Source organism: Azonexus sp. (assembly GCF_049652925.1).
Taxonomy (GTDB): Bacteria; Pseudomonadota; Gammaproteobacteria; order Burkholderiales; family Rhodocyclaceae; genus Azonexus.
Genome location: NZ_JBASFI010000002.1, coordinates 111,639 through 128,323, shown reverse-complemented (window position 1 = coordinate 128,323; position 16,685 = coordinate 111,639). Strand labels below are relative to the sequence as shown.

The 16,685-nt window shown below is 61.7% G+C and carries 16 protein-coding genes and 1 tRNA gene; 11 read left to right on the top strand and 6 right to left on the bottom strand.

Translation table 11 applies throughout. From position 1 onward, the window contains the following. Positions 1 to 53: 53 nt before the first annotated feature. From WBK19_RS00790 to WBK19_RS00780, 3 genes are read left to right on the top strand one after another with little or no spacing between them, the layout of a single operon-like run. Positions 54 to 575, top strand: a complete 522-nt coding sequence (locus WBK19_RS00790; protein WP_511286036.1) for a gamma carbonic anhydrase family protein — start codon at positions 54 to 56, stop codon at positions 573 to 575. A gap of 13 nt (positions 576 to 588) precedes the next feature. Further along, positions 589 to 1,254 carry a hypothetical protein gene (locus tag WBK19_RS00785; RefSeq protein WP_511286034.1) on the top strand — a complete coding sequence of 222 codons (666 nt, stop codon included), beginning with the start codon at positions 589 to 591 and terminating at the stop codon, positions 1,252 to 1,254. After that, positions 1,251 to 1,904: a DNA alkylation repair protein gene (locus WBK19_RS00780; RefSeq protein WP_511286032.1), complete on the top strand. Its 654-nt coding sequence runs from the start codon at positions 1,251 to 1,253 to the stop codon at positions 1,902 to 1,904. Before WBK19_RS00785 ends, WBK19_RS00780 begins: the two co-directional genes overlap by 4 nt. Before the next feature lie 61 nt (positions 1,905 to 1,965). On the opposite strand, the gene fliW is transcribed toward WBK19_RS00780, so the two are convergent. Then, positions 1,966 to 2,409 (bottom strand): flagellar assembly protein FliW, encoded by a 444-nt coding sequence (gene fliW, locus WBK19_RS00775; protein ID WP_511286030.1) that lies wholly within the window; start codon positions 2,407 to 2,409, stop codon positions 1,966 to 1,968. Between the two features lie 118 nt (positions 2,410 to 2,527). Between fliW and WBK19_RS00770 the strand changes: the two genes are divergently transcribed. From WBK19_RS00770 to WBK19_RS00750, 5 genes are all read left to right on the top strand, one after another. Then, the gene (locus tag WBK19_RS00770; RefSeq protein ID WP_511286028.1) at positions 2,528 to 4,849 is read left to right on the top strand and encodes a Tex family protein; all 2,322 of its coding nucleotides are present in this window, start codon (positions 2,528 to 2,530) and stop codon (positions 4,847 to 4,849) included. Between the two features lie 108 nt (positions 4,850 to 4,957). After that, positions 4,958 to 6,325: a ferredoxin reductase family protein gene (locus tag WBK19_RS00765; RefSeq protein WP_511286026.1), complete on the top strand. Its 1,368-nt coding sequence runs from the start codon at positions 4,958 to 4,960 to the stop codon at positions 6,323 to 6,325. A 50-nt stretch (positions 6,326 to 6,375) separates the two neighbouring features. Next, the gene (locus tag WBK19_RS00760; RefSeq protein WP_511286024.1) at positions 6,376 to 6,720 is read left to right on the top strand and encodes an arsenate reductase; all 345 of its coding nucleotides are present in this window, start codon (positions 6,376 to 6,378) and stop codon (positions 6,718 to 6,720) included. Continuing rightward, positions 6,717 to 7,598 (top strand): Hsp33 family molecular chaperone HslO, encoded by an 882-nt coding sequence (gene hslO, locus WBK19_RS00755; RefSeq protein ID WP_511286022.1) that lies wholly within the window; start codon positions 6,717 to 6,719, stop codon positions 7,596 to 7,598. Before WBK19_RS00760 ends, hslO begins: the two co-directional genes overlap by 4 nt. Next, entirely contained in the window at positions 7,595 to 8,956 is a 1,362-nt protein-coding gene (locus tag WBK19_RS00750) for a sensor histidine kinase (protein WP_511286020.1), read from the top strand. The genes hslO and WBK19_RS00750 overlap by 4 nt, the downstream gene beginning before the upstream one ends. 33 nt (positions 8,957 to 8,989) lie before the next feature. On the opposite strand, the gene WBK19_RS00745 is transcribed toward WBK19_RS00750, so the two are convergent. Genes WBK19_RS00745 through WBK19_RS00730 form a run of 4 tightly spaced genes read right to left on the bottom strand, consistent with a single transcriptional unit; the run spans position 8,990 to position 14,023 of the window. Then, positions 8,990 to 10,381, bottom strand: a complete 1,392-nt coding sequence (locus WBK19_RS00745) for an FAD-binding oxidoreductase (protein ID WP_511286018.1) — start codon at positions 10,379 to 10,381, stop codon at positions 8,990 to 8,992. A gap of 6 nt (positions 10,382 to 10,387) precedes the next feature. Then, positions 10,388 to 11,254 carry a patatin-like phospholipase family protein gene (locus WBK19_RS00740; protein ID WP_511286016.1) on the bottom strand — a complete coding sequence of 289 codons (867 nt, stop codon included), beginning with the start codon at positions 11,252 to 11,254 and terminating at the stop codon, positions 10,388 to 10,390. A 6-nt stretch (positions 11,255 to 11,260) separates the two neighbouring features. Next, positions 11,261 to 12,592 carry a 30S ribosomal protein S12 methylthiotransferase RimO gene (rimO, locus tag WBK19_RS00735; protein ID WP_511286014.1) on the bottom strand — a complete coding sequence of 444 codons (1,332 nt, stop codon included), beginning with the start codon at positions 12,590 to 12,592 and terminating at the stop codon, positions 11,261 to 11,263. A gap of 57 nt (positions 12,593 to 12,649) precedes the next feature. Then, positions 12,650 to 14,023 carry an HD-GYP domain-containing protein gene (locus WBK19_RS00730; protein WP_511286012.1) on the bottom strand — a complete coding sequence of 458 codons (1,374 nt, stop codon included), beginning with the start codon at positions 14,021 to 14,023 and terminating at the stop codon, positions 12,650 to 12,652. 201 nt (positions 14,024 to 14,224) lie between these two features. Here WBK19_RS00730 and WBK19_RS00725 point away from each other — a divergent pair. Next, positions 14,225 to 14,300 (top strand) — tRNA-Val (locus WBK19_RS00725). Between the two features lie 346 nt (positions 14,301 to 14,646). Here WBK19_RS00725 and WBK19_RS00720 read toward each other — a convergent pair. Then, positions 14,647 to 14,775, bottom strand: a complete 129-nt coding sequence (locus WBK19_RS00720; RefSeq protein WP_511275513.1) for a hypothetical protein — start codon at positions 14,773 to 14,775, stop codon at positions 14,647 to 14,649. A 254-nt stretch (positions 14,776 to 15,029) separates the two neighbouring features. Here WBK19_RS00720 and WBK19_RS00715 point away from each other — a divergent pair, with 254 nt between their 5' ends. Together WBK19_RS00715 and WBK19_RS00710 are read left to right on the top strand one after the other, a co-directional pair. Next, positions 15,030 to 16,355 carry a helix-turn-helix domain-containing protein gene (locus tag WBK19_RS00715; protein ID WP_511286010.1) on the top strand — a complete coding sequence of 442 codons (1,326 nt, stop codon included), beginning with the start codon at positions 15,030 to 15,032 and terminating at the stop codon, positions 16,353 to 16,355. 5 nt (positions 16,356 to 16,360) lie between these two features. Continuing rightward, complete coding sequence (locus WBK19_RS00710) at positions 16,361 to 16,681, top strand: DUF1840 domain-containing protein (RefSeq protein ID WP_511286008.1); 321 nt, start codon at positions 16,361 to 16,363, stop codon at positions 16,679 to 16,681. Positions 16,682 to 16,685: the final 4 nt, after the last annotated feature.

The window sequence follows — 16,685 nt, the reverse complement described above, 5'->3', positions numbered from 1 at the left end:
GCCACGGTCAACCGGAAAAAATGGTCAAAATTGAAATTCCCCAAGGAGTTCGCATGCCCCTCTTCCGCCTCGCTGACAAACAGCCTCAAATCGGCGACAACGCCTGGATTGCGCCCAACGCCACGGTCATCGGCGATGTCCGCCTCGGCGCCAACAGCTCGATCTGGTGGAACGCCACGCTGCGCGGCGACAACGACCCGATCCACATCGGCGACAACACCAACATCCAGGACGGTTCGGTGCTGCACACCGACGAAGGCGTGCCGATGCACATTGGCAACAACGTCACCGTCGGCCACCTCGTCATGCTGCACGGCTGCACGGTTGGCGACGGCAGCCTGATCGGCATCGGCTCGGTGATCCTCAACCGCGCGGTGATCGGCAAAAGCTGCATCGTCGGCGCCAATACGCTGATTCCTGAAGGCAAGGTCTTCCCGGATCGCGTGCTTATTGTCGGCTCACCGGGCAAGGTCATCCGCGAACTGAGCGATCAGGATGTCGCCAACCTGCAGAAATCGGCTGAACACTACGTCGCCAACGCCAGTCGTTATCGCGATACGCTGCAGCCGCTGTAAACCCGGCCAGCCGATGCGTTTCCTGCTCATTCTGCCCCTGCTACTCATCGCCAGCCCGAGCCAGGCCGACCCCTGCGACGAGCTACCGAAGCCATCGGTAACGATCAAGCGAATCGACGAGCGCCTCAGCTACAACACCGAGTACAGCTACCGGTCGCTGACCAACATCGGCGCCGCGCTGGCGCGCCCCGGCAAGCAGGTGCTCGGCCTGACCCGCGGCAACGCAACAGTCAGTTTCGCCTCGAGCACGCCTTCGATCACCGACCCGACCGGGCGTTGGGAATGCGCCAGCCCCCAAATCACGCTGACTTTCGGCTTCAGCCCGATGACCGTTTACGTCGCCCGCGAATTCCCCGAAGGCACCTGTGCCTACAAGGAAATCCGCGAACACGAAATGCGTCACGTCGAGGCCTACCAGAAGCACATCGCCAGCATCGAGAAGGAATTGACCGAGTCGCTCAATGCCCGCTTCGCCACCGGTAGCGTGTGGCGCGGCCCGGTCGGCCAGACCGCCGCACGGCTCCGGCAGGAACTCGACGCGCGCTGGGCACCTTACGTCCAGCGACAGATCAAGCTGGTCGACGAAGCCCAGGCCAAAATCGATACCGCCGAAGAATACGAACGCGTCGCCAATGCCTGTGACGGCGAGATCAGCAAAGTACTGCGCGGCAAGTCATGAGCGACTTTGCCGCCCGGATTCAGGATGCGCTGCAGCCCCTGGCCGGCGCCACGAGGGCCGGCGCCATGGCCGCCTACATGCAAGGGAAATTCGATTTCCTCGGCATCCAGACCCCGGCCCGACGCCAAGCAGTATTGCCCATCATGCGCGCCTTCACCGGCAATCCGGTCGACGCTGCTCACGAACTCTGGGCATTGCCGGCGCGTGAGTACCAGTACGTCGCCGTCGACCTGTTGCGGCGGCAGAACAAGCGGCTGGCGGCCAGCGACCTGCCGGCGCTCGAAGCGCTGGTCCAGAACAAATCCTGGTGGGACACCGTCGACGGGCTGGCCCCGACGATAGGCGCCATCGTCGCCCGCGAGCCGCAACTGGTCAGCCGCATGGACGCCCTGATCGGCGCTCCCGACTTCTGGCTACGTCGTATCGCCTTGCTGCATCAACTGGACTGGAAAGAAAAAACCGATCCAGCGCGCCTCTTCGACTACTGCCTGCGCTGTGCCGACGAACGGGAATTTTTCATCCGCAAGGCCATCGGCTGGGCGCTACGTCAATATGCCCGGACCAACCCGGTCGCCGTGCGCCAGTTTCTCGAGACAAATCGGGAAAAACTGTCCGGGCTATCGTTCCGGGAAGCCGCGAAACACCTGTAGCCTGGACGAAAAAAAGCCACTATCCGATGGATAGTGGCCTTCCGCCTAGAATGAAAACGCTTTAAACCGCGCTCGCCAGATTCGACAGCGTGATGTTCGGCCGCATGTTTTCCATCACTTTCTGCAAACCGACCCGTGCCTTGGTATTGATCAACAGGGGAGCGCGCAGGTTCGGCGTGATCGCCGCCTTGCCGCCTTCATCCTGCCTGAACAGAACCTGCATCACGGCCACATCCTCGGCCGCCGGCGACTGCAGCAGCGCATTTTCGGCATCGCTCAGCACCAGTTCGTAGTTGAAGCCCAGTGTCGTCGGGTCGACGATCTGGAATGCCAGCGTTGGGTCATCGAGCGACTGCAGCGTAAAACTGGCCGGGTGCTCCTTGCCTTCTTCATGTGCCAGCATGAAACGCTTGTTCTGCTCAAAGCCGACCAGGCCACCGGGAAAATTGATGACTTTCTCGGGGCTCACCTCAACTGCGCCAAACAAATAGGTTTCAATTTTCATTCTTGTTCTCCTCTCAATTGAAATGCATATAACATACCCCACACCATGCGGCGATGGTTGTATTTTCCACCACTATTGCGCATAGTGCACCCCCCATTTTTGCTGCACTGCCGTACCCATGCTGCCACCCATCGAACACCGTATTGCCACAGAGCTGGGCGTCCGCCCGGCCCAGGTCAACGCCGCCATTGCCCTTCTCGACGAAGGCGCCACCGTCCCCTTCATCTCGCGCTACCGCAAGGAAGCGACCGACGGCCTCGACGACACGCAACTGCGCAATCTGGAAGAACGCCTGACTTACCTGCGCGATCTCGAAGAGCGGCGCACGGCGATCCTCGCCAGCATCGACGAACAGGGCAAGCTGACGCCGGAACTCAAGGCCGAGATCAGCGATGCCGAAACGAAGCAGCGTCTCGAAGATTTGTACCTCCCCTACAAGCAGAAGCGCCGCACCAAGGCGCAGATCGCCCGCGAAGCCGGCATCGAGCCGCTCGCCCTCGGCCTGCTTGAAGACCCGAACCTGACACCGGACGACGAAGCTGAAAAATACCTCAACGCCGAGGCCGGTTTTGCCGACGCAAAGTCCGTCCTCGATGGCGCCCGCCAGATTCTCATGGAAAAGTTCGCCGAAGATGCCGAACTGCTCGGCGGCCTGCGCGCCTACCTCAGCGAACACGGCCATGTCCGCTCGACCGTCGTCGAAGGCAAGGAAACCGAAGGCGCCAAATTCCGCGACTGGTTCGATTTTGCCGAGCCGATTGCAACGATGCCTTCGCACCGCGCCCTGGCCCTGCTCCGCGGCCGCAACGAAGGCATGTTGTCGGTGACGCTGGTCCTCGATTCGGAACTCAACGAAGAAGCCGTCAAGCCGGGCAGCCAGAACCCATGTGAGCAGCGCATCGCCGCCCGTTTTGGCATCCGGCCACAAAACCGCCCGGCTGACAAATGGCTCGGCGACACCGTGCGCTGGACCTGGAAAATCAAGGTCTTCACCCACCTCGAACTCGAACTAATGAACGAGTTGCGCGAGCGCGCCGAGGAAGAAGCCATCCGCGTCTTCGGGCGCAACCTCAAGGATTTACTGCTCGCCGCCCCGGCAGGCCAGCACGTCACGATGGGCGTCGACCCCGGCATCCGCACCGGCTGCAAGATCGCCATCGTCGACGCCACCGGCAAGATGCTCGACCACGCCACCATCTACCCGCACGAGCCGCGCTGCGACTGGGACGGTTCGATTTCAACCATCGCCCGCCTGGCCGCCAAGCACCAGGTCAGCCTGGTCGCCATCGGCAACGGCACGGCCAGTCGCGAAACCGATAAGCTGGTGCAGGATGTCATGAAGCGTTACCCGGAAGCCCGGCTGACGAAAATTGTGGTCTCGGAAGCCGGCGCCTCGGTCTATTCGGCCTCCGAATTCGCCGCCAAGGAATTTCCCGATCTCGACGTCTCGATCCGCGGCGCTGTCTCGATTGCCCGCCGTCTGCAGGATCCGCTGGCGGAACTGGTCAAGATCGACCCGAAATCCATCGGCGTCGGCCAGTACCAGCACGACGTCTCGCAGACCAAGCTGGCGCGCAATCTCGATGCCGTCGTTGAAGACTGCGTCAATGCCGTCGGCGTCGACGTCAATACGGCCTCGGTGCCGCTGCTCGCCCGTATTTCCGGCCTGACCGCCGGGCTGGCTGCCAACATCGTGAGCTACCGCGATGCCAACGGCGCCTTCCGCTCGCGCGACGCCCTGAAAAAAGTCCCGCGCCTCGGCGACAAGACGTTCGAGCAGGCGGCCGGCTTCCTGCGCGTGCCGAATGGTGACAACCCGCTCGACAGCTCGTCCGTGCACCCCGAAGCCTACCCGGTTGTCGAGAAAATCATTGTCGACATCAACAAGTCGATCAAGGAAATCCTCGGCGACAGCCGTGCTCTCAAGGGCCTCAACCCGGCGAAATACACCGACGAACGCTTCGGCCTGCCGACCGTCCAGGACATCTTCAAGGAACTGGAAAAACCCGGCCGCGACCCGCGCCCCGAGTTCAAGACGGCGACCTTCGCCGACGGCGTCGAAAAGGTCGGCGACCTGCGTCCGGGCATGATTTTGGAAGGCGTCGTCACCAACGTCGCCGCCTTCGGCGCCTTCGTCGACATCGGCGTCCATCAGGACGGCCTGGTGCACGTCTCTGCCCTCTCCAACACCTTCGTCAAGGATCCTCACAGCATCGTCAAGGCCGGCCAGGTGGTCAAAGTCAAGGTGCTCGAAGTCGACCTGCAACGCCAGCGCATCGCGCTGACCATGCGCATGGGCGACGAGCCGAGTCAGGCGAAGCGTCAGGACAACGCCCCGACCGGGCGCGGCAATGCGCCAAGCCGACCCCAGCAACGCAGCACCGGCCCGGCACCGGCCGGCAACGCGATGGCGTCGGCCTTCGCCAAGCTGCGCAAGTGATTGCCACGGTCAACCGGAAATAAAGGCCAAAAACGAAATACCAGTTTCATTTGCTTACAACCTGAAACAGCATTCAGACAGCCAGAGGGCAACTAGCGGCGTAGACTGATGTCATCAAAACCCCCGGCCATTGCCATCATGAAACGCCCTCTGTTCCTGCTTGCTCTCATCCCCCTCGGCCTTTGGGGGATTTTCGCCCTGCCCGACATCCTCGCTGCCAACCCCGCTGGCTTCTGGGACTGGCGCAAGTCGCTGATCATCCTCTCCGGCCTGCTCGCCCTGTGGTGGATGAGCGCCGGGATGCTGCTCGCCGCGCGCCCGCGCTGGCTGGAAGCGCGTTTTGGTGGCCTCGACAAGCTCTACCGCCTGCACAAGAACATCGGCATCGGTGCCGGCCTCTTGGTCCTCACCCACTACCTGCTCGAATGGCTGCCCAAGACCCTGTCCAAGGCTGGCCTGATCACCGGCCCGAATCGCCCGCGCGGACCACGCGGAGAGCCCGAGTTCTGGATGGACCTGGCCAAGGATGTCGGCGAATGGGCCGGCTACATCCTGATGGCACTGGTCGTCGTGGCGCTGATCAAACGCATTCCCTACCGCTATTTCCGCTGGGTGCACAAGGCCTTTGGCGCCGTTTTCCTGGCCGGTGCCTTCCACGGCTTGATGCTCATGCCGACGACCTTCTGGCAAAGCCCGCTCGGCTGGCTGACCGCTGCACTCGCTGCTGCTGGCGTTGTCCCCGCCCTGCTCTCGCTGACCAATCGCATCGGCCGCAACCGCCAGCATCGCGCCGAAATCGTTTCGATCAGTCAGCACGATGGCAAGTTGCTCGAAATCGTCTGTCGCCCACTAGCTGGCTGGCCGGGCCACAGTGCCGGACAATTCCTCTTCGCCAACTTCGGCCCCCGCGGCGAAGGCGCCCATCCCTTCACCATCGCCTCTGCCTGGAATGCGCAGGATGGCACGCTGACCCTGGCCATCAAAGCGCTCGGCGATTTCACGGCCAAGCTCCCGGCGCTGATCAAGGCCGGCCAGACTGTCACCCTCGAAGGCCCCTACGGCGCATTTGATTTTTCGGCAAAAATTCCGGTTGACCGTGGAAACGCTCAACATCAGGTCTGGGTCGCCGGCGGCATCGGCATCACGCCCTTCCTCGCACGCCTTGAGCAATTGGCGGCCGCCCCGGCGCCAGCGAAATCCACGGCCGATCTTTTCTACTGCACGCCAAACGCCGCTGCCGGCAACTTTCCCGACCAGCTCGAAGCCCTCTGCGTTGCAGCCGGCGTCCGCCTGCACCGCCGCCTGACCGACAACACCGGCCCGCTCTCGCCGCAGGAAGTCGCCGCCACGCTGCGGCCCAACAGCACCGTCTGGTTCTGCGGTCCGGCCGCCTGGGGCAAGGCCCTGGGCCAAGCGCTGCAGACCGGCGGCCTGTCCCGCACCGCCTTCCACCAGGAGGCCTTCGAGTTCAGATAGGGCCGGCATCGGCTGGTATGATTCGCTCTCCGCAACGAACATACGCAGTCATGACCAAGGTTTACGGCATCAAGAACTGCGACACCATGAAGAAGGCCATGAACTGGCTGACTGAAAACGGTGTCGCCTACGAATTCATCGACTACAAGAAGGTCGGCGTCGCCGAGGCCAAGCTGCCGGACTGGAACGCCCGGGCCGGCTGGGAGAAGTTGCTCAACACGCGCGGCCTGATGTGGAGGAAACTCAGCGACGAGGAACGTTCTGCGGTCGACGAGCAAAAAGCCCTCAAATTGATGGCGCAATACCCGAGCCTGATCAAGCGCCCGGTGCTCGACACCGGTACCCAGCTCATCGTCGGCTTCGCGCCGGAAAACTATGCGGAAAAGCTGAAGTGAGCGGCAGTTACGTCCAGCGCTTCATCTTTGAAGGCCTCGACATTCGCGGCGCCGTCGTTCATCTCGGCGACGCCTGGCAACAGATGCAGGCCGGCCGCGACTATCAGCCGACCGTCGCCCAGTTGCTCGGCGAAACGGCTGCCGTGACCGCCCTGATTGCCGGCCAGCTCAAGCAGCCCGGCCGCCTGACCCTGCAGTTGCGCGGCAATGGGGCCATCCAGTTGCTGGTCATGGACTGCAACGAACTGCTGCAGATGCGCGGCATGGCGCGCAGCAACCCGGTCGTGCTGGCGGCGCCGGTGCCGGAACTGCTCGGCGCCCACCAGGGTGGCCAACTCATGATGAGCCTCGACATGCCGGAAGCCCGCCAGCCCTATCAAAGCTTCGTGCCCATGGTAGGCGAAAGCATCGCGGCGATCTTTGAGCATTACCTCGAACAATCCGAACAACAACCGTCGCGCCTGTTTGCTGCCTGCAGCCCGGAGGCTGCGGCCTGCCTGTTCCTGCAAAAGCTGCCCGAGGCCGACCACCACGACCAGGATGGCTGGCAGCGCATCACCCAGCTGGCCGCCACGGTCAAGCCGGCCGAGTTGCTCGAACTCGACACTGCAAGCCTGCTCGGCCGCCTCTTCCACGAAGACATGAGCGAACACGGCATCCGCCTCTACGACCCGCGCCCGGTGGCCTACCACTGCCCGGAGGACCGCAACAAGGTCGCCGACATGATCCGCAGTCTGGGCCATGCCGATGCCGAGACGATCCTCGCCGAGCACGGAGAAATCGTCATTCGCGACGACATCTGCAACCGCGACTACCACTTCAGCGCCGACGATGTCGCCGCGCTGTTTGCCATCAGCGAAGGCAAGGCACTACATTGAACCTGCCGACTGAAACCTTCGTCCTTGGCCGAAGGGTCGAGCTACTCTATCGAAATGTTCGGCTCGGGCAGGTTGTTTCGGTCGTCAACTCGACGATCCTGACCTGGGTCGCCATTTCGCTGGTGGACAATTCAGCCTTTTACGGCTGGTGGCTGGCCGCCATTGTGATCGCCGCCTTGCGCCTCAGCCAGGCCATCAGCTACCGCCGCACAGACCCGGCACTACGCTTGAAAAACGCCAGCTGGTGGCGCCAGCGGGCCCTGTGGAGCGGAACCGGCGCCGGTCTCGTTTGGGCCAGCGGCGCCCTGCTGCTCATGTCCCAAGGCAATACTCACCTGCAACTGCTGACCGGCCTGGTGATGTCCGGCATGGTCGCCGGTGCCGTACCCATCCTGGCGGCCGACCGCCTTATCTTCCGCTGCTACGCGATTCCCGTGGCCCTCGCCGTCGCTTTCGGAACGCTCGGCAACGACCCGTTGCATATCGCCTTCACCGCCATGTCGTTGATCCTCCTGCTGGCGGTAACTCGCAGTGCCGATTTCTTTCACAGCGCCCTGCAGGAAACCTTCCGGCTTGAACACGAAAAAGACGGCCTGCTGACAGAACTGGCCCACGCCCGGGATGTCGCCGAACGTTCAAACCGCGCCAAGACCGAATTCCTGGCCAATATCAGCCATGAACTGCGTACGCCGATGAACGGCATCATCGGCATGGGCGATTTGCTGGCCCTCGAGGCCCTGACCCCGGAGCAACAGGAATTGCTGCACCACCAGCGACATTCGGCCGACCAGCTCATGCAACTGATCAATCACCTGATCAAGTTGTCGGCGCTCGAAGCCGGCCATGTCCAGATCAAACACGCCTCGTTTGCCGTCGGCAGCATGTTCGAAAGCCTGCTCTCCGGCCAGCAGAAAGCGGCAGCGGCCAAAAACCTCACCCTGTCGCTGCATTCCGATCCGGCACTGCCTGAAATCTTGATCGGCGACCCTGACCGCCTGCACCAGATTTTCGGTCATCTGGCCGGCAATGCCATCAAATTCACCAATCAGGGCAACGTCGACATTGCGGCGAAGCTGCTCGAGCGTCAGGGCAAAACCGTTAAAATCGAATTCTCGGTCGTCGATACCGGCCCCGGCATGACAGCGGAAGAACTTCGAATGATCAGTGGACTGCTCGTTCAGGGCGACGGTTCGACCATTCGCAAGCACGGTGGCATCGGCGTCGGCTTGCCGATCGCCCGCAAGCTGGTCGAACTGATGGGCGGCAAACTGGACATCGAAACCGAGCTCGGCCGGGGCTGCACCTTCCGCTTTACGCTGGCTTTCGAAGCCCCCGACCCTGAGGCCGGGCACACCTAGGCGGAACCCCGAACGCGCCGGCCCGGGCCGGTCTCAGAGCACCTTGCCGGGATTGAGCAAACCGCGCGGATCGAGCGCCTGCTTGAGCGAACGCATCAGCGCCATTTCGACAGGGCTCTTGTAGCGCAGGATTTCCTGGCGCTTCAACTGGCCAATGCCATGCTCGGCCGAAATCGAACCGTTCAACGCATGAACCGCATCATGAACGATGCGGTGAACCTCGGGCTCGCAGGCCAGGAAGTTGGCGTTGTCGCCGGCGTTGGCTTGCGACAGGTTGTAATGCAGGTTGCCATCGCCAACGTGGCCGAAGGCAACGACGCGTACACCAGGAAAGGCCTTGGCCAGCGCCGCATCGGCCGTCGCCAGGAACTGGGGAATCCGGGAAACCGGCACCGAAACATCGTGCTTGATGCTGATGCCTTCGATCTTCTGCGCTTCGGAAATATTCTCGCGCAGCGCCCACAGCTTTTTCGCCTGCGTTTCCGATTGCGCCACGACGCCGTCGCTGACTTCGCCAGCTTCCAGGCGCCCGGCCAGCCAGGCTTCGACGGCAGACGGATCGGCCTCGGAGAACTCGGCCAGCACGTACCATGGCGATTCGTCGGTTGGCAGCAAGGTATCGGGAATGTTCTTGAGGACCAATCCGAGAGAGGTTTCAGAAACCAGCTCGAAGGCCGTCAGTTGGGCATCAAAAGCGGTTTTGGCCAGATTCAGCAGGTCGACCGCCGCAGCCGGTGAAGCGACATTGAGCCAGCAGGTAACCTGCCTTTTGGGCAGCGGAAAAAGCTTGAGCACGGCGCCGGTAATGATGCCCAGCGTGCCCTCGGCGCCGATGAACAGTTGTTTGAGGTCGTAACCGGTATTGTCCTTGCGCAGGCCGCGCATACCGTTCCAGATGTCGCCATTGGCCAGAACCACTTCGAGACCGAGCGTCAGTTCGCGCGTGTTGCCGTAGCGCAAAACCTGCACACCGCCAGCATTGGTCGACAGATTGCCACCGATCTGGCACGTCCCTTCCGACGCCAGGGCCAGCGGGAAAAGCCGGTCGGCGGCGCTGGCGGCCTCCTGAACGGCAGCCAGCGTGCAGCCGGCCTCTACTGAAATCGTGCTGTTTTTCCGGTCGACCGTAAGAATGCGGTTCAGGCGGCTCAAGCTGACGACTACCGCACCGCCCGAGTCATCAGGCGTTGCCGCACCGCACAGACTGGTATTGCCGCCCTGCGGCACGATCGCCACGCCAGCCTCGACGCAGATCTTGACGACCGCAGCCACCTCGGCGGTGTTGCCAGGGCGGACAACGCATTGCGCCGCGCCGCGGTAACGGCCGCGCCAGTCGGTGACGAAGGGCGCGATGTCGGCCGGGTCGGAGAGCACCTGGGCCGGGCCGACGAGGGCGGCGAGTTGATCGATCAGGGAAGTATTCATTGGGTATTAATCGAGCAGCGAATGCAACAGTGGCAGCATGTGCTCGGTGGCCTTGCGCCCGGCGGCAATGGCTTCGCCTGCACGATGGTAGTCGAGCAGGTTGAGTTGGCCGAGACGCGGCGTGATGAGCACGTCAGCCGGTTCTCCGGCCAGGCGCGAACGCGAGATGCGGCCCTGCATGATGGCGATACTGTTGCTCACCACATCGGCCAGCGAAGGCTGAACCGGCCTCTCCTCACCACCACCAAACCAGCGACCGACGGCATTGCGCCACCCCCCGCTGGCCATGACCGGCTTGCCGTTGCGCCGCTGCAGCGTGGTCAGGATGTCCATGCCAAGATCGACGGCGATGACGACTTCTGCATCGAGCACCCGGCACAGCGAAACGGGGACCGGATTGACCAGGCCACCATCGACCAGAAAACGCCCGTCGAGTAATTGCGGTGAAAACAGGCCGGGCAGCGCGATTGAGGCACGTACCGCATCGACAACAGATCCGTCGCGTAACCAGACCTCGCGGCCCGTCGCCAGATCGGTGGCGACGCAGGCGAAAGGCCGGTCGAGATCAGCAAAGGAATTTTCGAGGAAGGAGACCGCAGCAAAATCAAGCAGCTTTGCGCCCTTGATCAGACCGCCAGTCAGGCTGACATCGAAGAAGCGGAGTACGTCGCTCCGACTGAGTCCGCCCGCCCAGGCTTCGAGCTTGTCAAGATCACCGGAAGCATAGGCGGCGCCGACAAAGGCACCGATCGAGGTGCCGCAGACGACATCAGGCTCAATGCCGGCCTCCCGCAGGGCGCGCAACACGCCGATATGCGCCCAGCCGCGCGCCGAGCCGGAGCCGAGAGCGATGCCGAGACGCGGCCTGGCCACGGCAGATTAGCCCGGACCGACCGGCTGGGCGTACAAGTCGTGGTGGTCGGCGTCGATGACCTTCACCTGGATGAAATCGCCCGGCTGGGCATCGAAATGACCGTCGATGTAGACCACGCCATCGATTTCCGGCGCGTCGGCCTTGGAACGGGCAATCGTGCCTTCCTCGTCGACGGCATCGACCAGCACCTGAATGACCGTGTCGATCTTGGCTTCGAGCTTGGCGGCAGAAATATCTTCCTGAACCTGCATCAGCCAGCGCCGACGGTCTTCGCGCACATCTTCCGGCGGCAGGCCTTCAAGTTCGTTGGCCTTGGCGCCTTCGACCGGCGAGTAGGCGAATGCGCCGACGCGGTCGAGCTTGGCGTCTTCGAGGAACTGGATGAGTTGGTCGAAATCCTCGTCGGTCTCACCGGGGAAGCCGGTGATGAAGGTCGACCGGATGACGATTTCCGGGCAGATGTCGCGCCATTTGGCGATGCGTTCCAGCGTGTTCTCGGCCGAGGCCGGGCGCTTCATTGCCTTGAGGATGGTCGGACTGGCGTGCTGGAAGGGCACGTCGAGGTAAGGCAGGATCTTACCTTCAGCCATCAGCGGGATGACGTCATCAACCGACGGGTAGGGGTAAACGTAATGCAGGCGGACCCAGATGCCGAAGCTGGCCAGTGCCTCGCACAGCTCTTTCAGGCGGCTCTTGACCGGCTTGCCGCCCCAGAAGGCGGTGCGGTATTTGAGGTCGACGCCGTAGGCCGAGGTGTCCTGTGAAATGACCAGGATTTCCTTCACCCCGGCGCGGGCCAGGTTTTCGGCTTCGGCCAGCACATCACCAACTGGCCGCGAAACGAGCGGGCCGCGCAGCGACGGGATGATGCAGAAGGTGCAGCTATGGTTGCAGCCTTCGGAAATCTTCAAATAGGCAAAGTGATCCGGCGTCAGGCGCACGCCCTGCGGCGGCACGAGATCGGAATACGGGTCGTGCGGTTTCGGCAGATGGGCATGGACGTAGCTCATCACCTCGTCGGCGGCATGCGGGCCGGTCACGGCAAGAACCGATGGGTGCGTTGATTGCACGATGTCGCCCTTGGCGCCGAGGCAGCCGGTGACGATGACCTTGCCGTTTTCGCTGAGCGCCTCGCCGATGGCGTCGAGCGACTCTTCAACCGCGGCATCGATGAAGCCGCAGGTATTGACGATGACGAGGTCCGAATTGTCGTAGCTCGGCGAAATCTCGTAGCCTTCGGCGCGCAGCTTGGTCAGGATGCGCTCGGCATCGGAAGAAGCCTTCGGGCAGCCGAGGGAAACGAAGCCGACGGTCGGCACTTTTTGCTGAATAGTCATGCGATGGAAACCTTATCCGGACAGGCCGGCAAACAAAGGGCGTATTTTACGGGGGAATCAGCCCGGCAGGCGGGCAAGTGCCTGTTTCAGCGCGTCAAAACATTTCGCATCGATAGCCGTGCCGACATTCTCGGCCATGATTTCCAGCGTCTTGGGAATCGGCACAGCGCCGCGATACGGGCGTTCGGCGGTGATCGCGTCGAAAATATCGGCCGTCGTGATGATCCGCGTTTCGAGGCAGATATCTTTCGCAGTCACCCCGCGCGGGTAGCCCTTGCCGTCGAAGCGTTCGTGGTGGGCGGCCGACACCTGCGCCAGCTCGGTAAAGGCGTCGATGCGCGAGAGGATTGTTTCGGTGTACATCGCGTGCGCCTTGACCGCCTCCCATTCTTCGTCATCGAGCTTGCCGGGCTTGTCGAGCACGCTGTTGCTGACGCCGAGCTTGCCGACATCGTGGAGCAGCGCGCCGCGTTTCAGCCAGCGCCGACGGTCCGCCGCCAGACCGAGCGTTTCGGCGATCAGGTCGGCGTAGAGCGCAACGCGCGAACTGTGACCGCTGGTGTAGGGACTCTTCGAGTCGACCACCTGGCCGAAGGCGGCGGCGATGTCGTCGAGATAATCATCATCGAGCGCCACGACATGCCCGGCCGGCTCAAGCGCCAGCACCGACGTCATGACGTCGGGCGAAGCCAGTATTTTCCAGAAGGCGTCGTCCCCCTCCAATTGCTCGAATGCCTCAACCAGAGCGGGATCGAACCAGCCACCCGCGCGCTGCCGGACCTCGTCGAAAGCCGCCTGCGGGCCGCCTGACGTATGAAACACATCAACGACCTGAGCCAGCAGCGCAATCCGCGAATAGAGCGGAATCGCCTCACCGGCCAGGCCATGCGGCTTGCCCTGACCGTTGAAATGCTCGTCGAGACTGTAGATGCCGGCCGACACGCTCTCGGGAAAGCGCAGCAGGCGGGCAATTTCGGCGCCACGCTGGCAGCGGGTGGCGATCAACTCGGTAGCGATCTGTTCGCCGTCGCGCATGATTGTCATGACGCTGCGAAAACGCTCGGCCAGCGGCGCCCTCAGCCCGGTATGGCTGAGCACGAACTGGAGCACTCTGGGCAGGCTGTCGCCGACCTTCTTGAAATCGCGCTTGAAGCTCAGGTCGTCGGTCAGATACAGCTCGCAGATGCGCGCCGCGTTGCTGCTGCAGCCCAGATCCTTGAGCAGCAGGGTGTAGTAGAGATTCCATAGATCGTCGTCGCCCAGCCCGAGCCGACGGCCGACGTGCATGCCGATCCAGCAGCAACGCACGCAGTGGCCTTCCGGCTGGCCTTCGGTAATGTCGAGCGCGTGACTGAGCGCCGAGATCAATTCGGAGAGTTTCAAGCCGGCCAGGGCGGGCAAGGTAAATTGAACTGGAGAATTCGCAGGCATTGGTTCGTAGATTACCAACAAACCATGAAGTTCTCTCACTGCGCAAGGATTTCTGCACGCCGGCGAGAACGGCCAGCTGGCTTCGCGTCATCAACCGAAACCGAAAATATGGCTTGATAACAATAAAAATTGTTGATCAACCCATTGCCCGCGTCCGGAACACTGACGCCATTAACTTTATTCGTTATAATGCGCGCCCCAGCGTTCTTAGCTCAGTTGGTAGAGCGTCTGCCTTACACGCAGAATGTCGGCGGTTCGAGCCCGTCAGGACGCACCAGACATACACTTCATGACAGATCATGAAGTACCAAAGCCCCGCTCCGGCGGGGCTTTTCATTTGTATATCTGCCCCACGCCGTGCATATCCATTCCATGGAATACCGCCATTCCTGCCGGTATCGGCGACAGAACACTCTGACACAGCAATTCGCATGGCGAATTCGACAGAAAAGCCGCTCAAACCAGCCGCCCCAAAGGGGATGTATCTCCCGACTCAGCCCGCCGGAGCAATGCTTTGGCGCATGAAGCACTGGTTCGACCGCAAACGCAAGCCCCTGGCCAGCAGCGCCTGCAGCGGATCGCCAATGTCTAGATGCGGATTTATTCCACAGCGATGCCCAAACTCAGCGAGGAATTAACGGATGAGGTGCCGCCTTCTCCTGTTTCTTGACTTGCTTGGCCACCTTCTTTTCCTTGTGGGTCAAAACAGCAGGCTTCTTGCCTTCCTTCGTTCCGTGCTTTTCCTTGCCCATGGTCGTTCTCCTTGTAGTCAATGGTGCACTGTTCAGACTAGCCGAAAATCATTTTCCAGTATGTTGGCGAGCGCACATATCGTTTTCGTTTTGTTCTGTACCATGCAGATTGGATTGGGGTTTTATAAATGACTGGCGCCAAATGCAGCCAGCAGTAAGTTAGACGAAACGCTAATAACCCTGACACTGAAGGACACCCATCAATGTGTCGTCAAACTTCCGAGAAATACCCAGCGGATACAAATGGAGGCGCGATGCCATCCGAATTGACATATAGCCCGAAACAGAACCGCATTCTTGGCTCACTGGCCACCAATGACTACTCTCGCCTGCAGGATGACCTTGAACTCGTCCATCTGGAACTTGGCCAGGTTCTCTATGAATCCGGCGATACGCTTGGCTACATCTACTTCCCGATTACCTGCATCGTTTCCCTGATCTTTACCACCAAAAAAGGCGGTACGGCAGAACTGGCTATTAGCGGCAAAGATGGACTGGTCGGCATTCCGCTGGTTCTGGGCGGCGATACGACGACGCACCGGGTGGTCGTCCAGAGTGCCGGCGCGGCCTACCGGCTCAAGGTCGAAGTCGTCCGCTGGGAACTCGACCAGGGTGGTGAGTTGCAGCATCTTGCGCTGCGCTACACCCAGGCGCTGATGACCCAGATGGCGCAAAGCATCGTCTGCAACCGATTCCATACCGTCGATCAGCAGTTGTGCCGCTGGCTGCTGTTCAGTCTCGACCTGCTGCCCGGCAATCAACTGAACATGACACAGGAACTCATCGCCAACATGCTTGGCGTGCGCCGTGAAGCGATCACCGAAGCCGCCGGAAAGCTCCAGGCAGCTGGCCTGATCGAGTACAGCCGTGGCCACATCACCGTCCTCGACCGCCCCGGTCTGGAAGCCCGGTCATGCGAATGCTACGCGGCTGTCAAAAGTGAATATGACCGGATATTCCTCCTGCAATCCGAAGGCCGGGGCCCCAGCCGCCCTCGCCCAAATCCGGCCAACGTACGCCATCGTGCCGAGGCTCGCTTGCTGCAATCGCCGCATCCGGAACCGAAAACAGCCTGGGACAACGCCCAGCTGGTGCACGAACTGCAAGTGCATCAGATCGAACTTGAAATGAGCAACGAAGAGCTCCGCCACTCCTATGAAGAAGCGGACAACCTGCGCGAACGTTATGCCGACATCTACGACTTCGCGCCAGTTGGCTATATAACGCTCGATCCGCTCGGCGTCATCATCGACATGAATCTCGCCGGCGCCGTACTGCTCGGCACCAAGGGTTCCCAAAAAGGCCGGCATCGCTTTGCCGCCTTCCTCGAACCCAATCATGCCGAGGCATTCAATCGCTTTGTCGACGATGTTCTCCATTCGAGCAAAAAGCTGCAATGCGAATCCGTGCTGGCTGCCAACGCCCATCGCCCGGCAACCAACATCCAGGTCGAGGCAGTGCCGGATGCCGACGGCCGCGAATGCCGGATGGTGGTCATCGACACCTCCGGTAATGCGACAAGCACCAGGCACCTATCGCGTCGGGTCACCGACAGCGACGGCACAACCACAAAGGAATGATCATCATGCTTTTTACCTTCAAATCCGCCACTAATGCCGACCTGATCATGCACGAAAAGAGCGCCAAGGAAATTCTTGCCCTGCTTTGTAAGAGCCCGGACGACGCGCGCGGAATCATCACCGTCGAGCAGTTGCCGGGAGCCATCGCGACGCTGCAAAAAGCCATTGTGGCTGACAAGGCCAAGCCGCAGGAACCCGCCTCCCGCCCGGGCAATACCGAAGCTGACGACGAGCCGCCGGTCAGTCTTGCCCAACGCGCCGCCCCCTTTGTCGACATGCTCGAACGCGCCGCAAATGCCGGCGAGCCGGTCGTCTGGGGGGTATGATCCG